The organism is Streptomyces sp. NPDC030245 (genome assembly GCF_055572995.1).
On record NZ_JBVICF010000029.1, the window covers coordinates 1 to 1,635 of the forward strand.

Sequence of the window (1,635 nt, forward strand, 5' to 3'; positions counted from 1 at the left end):
TCTTGTGCGCGTTGGAAGGCTCGATGATGGTGGGCCGTGGCATGCGGTCGTCACGCGGACCGGCCGAAGTTGGAAACACTTTTCTTTCCACCGTGTTGACCTGAGGTCGGCACTTTTTTTGCAACACAACCCTACCATTTAGTTGGTAGTTAAGGAGATTATTATGAGTACTGAATTTAATGGCAAGAAGTTGTTGGTCATCGGCGGCACTAGCGGGATGGGACTGCAAACTGCCCGCATGGTTCTTGAGCAAGGCGGAAGCGTCGTCATCGTCGGTCACCGTGAAGACAAGGCCGAAGAGGCCCGCAAGGCGCTGTCGTCGTTGGGCACCGTGACCGCCCTGACTGCCGATCTCTCGCGAGCCGAAGATGTGAAGCGACTCCTGCATACCATCGATGAACACCACAAGGACATCAATCTTCTGGTCAACGCGGCTGGGGTGTTCTTCCCGAAGGCGTTTCTTGAGCACACGGAAAGTGATTACGAACAATATTTGACGTTGAATAAAGCGTTCTTCTTCATCACACAAAAAGTCGTGGCCAATCTCGTGGCCAGCGAGCGTCCCGGCGCCATTGTGAACATCGGCTCGATGTGGGGCAAGCAGGCGATTGCGGCTACGCCGTCGTCCGCGTATTCGATGGCAAAAGCAGGTTTGCATTCGCTGACCCAGCACCTTGCGATGGAGCTGGCATCCAAACAAATCAGGGTCAATGCCGTTTCTCCGGCGGTTGTCGAAACGCCGATTTACGAGGGATTCATACCCAAGGCCGAGGTTCATGGCGCCTTACAGGGATTCAACAGCTTCCACCCAATCGGCAGGGTTGGGACGCCACAAGACGTCGCCGAGGTCATCCTCTTCCTGTTGTCGGACAAGGCAGCATGGGTGACGGGCGCAATCTGGGACGTTGACGGCGGCGTGATGGCCGGGCGTAACACATAATGGGGGAACGAGAAATGAACACAAACATTAAAGGAACTCCCGGCAACGGGATCAACGTCGGCGCATTGCGTGAGTTTGCAGATCAGGTCGCAGCAAAGCCCGCCGCAGGCATCGCGACGTTCGGCGTCGTGACAACCTGGGAGGGTGGCACCCGGACGCGTGCGCGAACCATGCCGCTCGTACTAGGTGACACGGCCTTGGCGCGCGGCTTTGTCATCGACGCGGACGAACCGGCAGAATTGCTCGGTACCGACACGGCCGCTAATCCACAAGAATTGATCCTGGCTGCGTTGAACGCATGCATGACTGCAACCTACGCGGCAAATGCGGCGGCAATGAACATCGAGTTGCAATCGCTGACTATCCGCACGAAGGGAAGCCTCGATCTGAGAGGTTTTCTTGGAATCGATCCTGGGATCAATCCAGGGTACGACCAGGTCGAGTATGAGGTCGAAATGGAGTCGTCGGCGGATTCGGCGGCGCTGAAAGCATTGCACGCGCAGGTGCAGCGAACATCGCCGAATTACCACAACTTCGCGAGAGCCATTGATCTCAAGGCCAAGCTGACCATTCTCCAATGATCGAGTCAGTGTTTCCCGTGGTTGGCTGACGGGAGGCCAAACCAGATGCGCTATGACGGAAGGTTCAACCTTCCGTCATCACGTTCTCTGGAATACGCAGTGTCAATTTGAGGT

General features: G+C 56.1%; 2 protein-coding genes. Both read left to right on the forward strand.

The genetic code is table 11. The annotated features are described in order from the left end of the window. Window positions 1-163: 163 nt before the first annotated feature. A complete protein-coding gene (locus tag ACZ4Z4_RS38210) occupies window positions 164-940 on the forward strand; it encodes an SDR family NAD(P)-dependent oxidoreductase (protein WP_004574804.1) in 777 nt (258 codons plus the stop codon). Between the two features lie 14 nt (window positions 941-954). After that, the gene (locus ACZ4Z4_RS38215; RefSeq protein ID WP_004574805.1) at window positions 955-1,521 is read left to right on the forward strand and encodes an OsmC family protein; all 567 of its coding nucleotides are present in this window, start codon (window positions 955-957) and stop codon (window positions 1,519-1,521) included. Window positions 1,522-1,635: the final 114 nt, after the last annotated feature.

Bases quoted from the DNA above. Each gene is read 5' to 3' on its own strand.
- ACZ4Z4_RS38215 (WP_004574805.1), top strand. From the start codon at position 955: ATGAACACAAACATTAAAGGAACTCCCGGCAACGGGATCAACGTCGGC.
- ACZ4Z4_RS38210 (WP_004574804.1), top strand. From the start codon at position 164: ATGAGTACTGAATTTAATGGCAAGAAGTTGTTGGTCATCGGCGGCACT.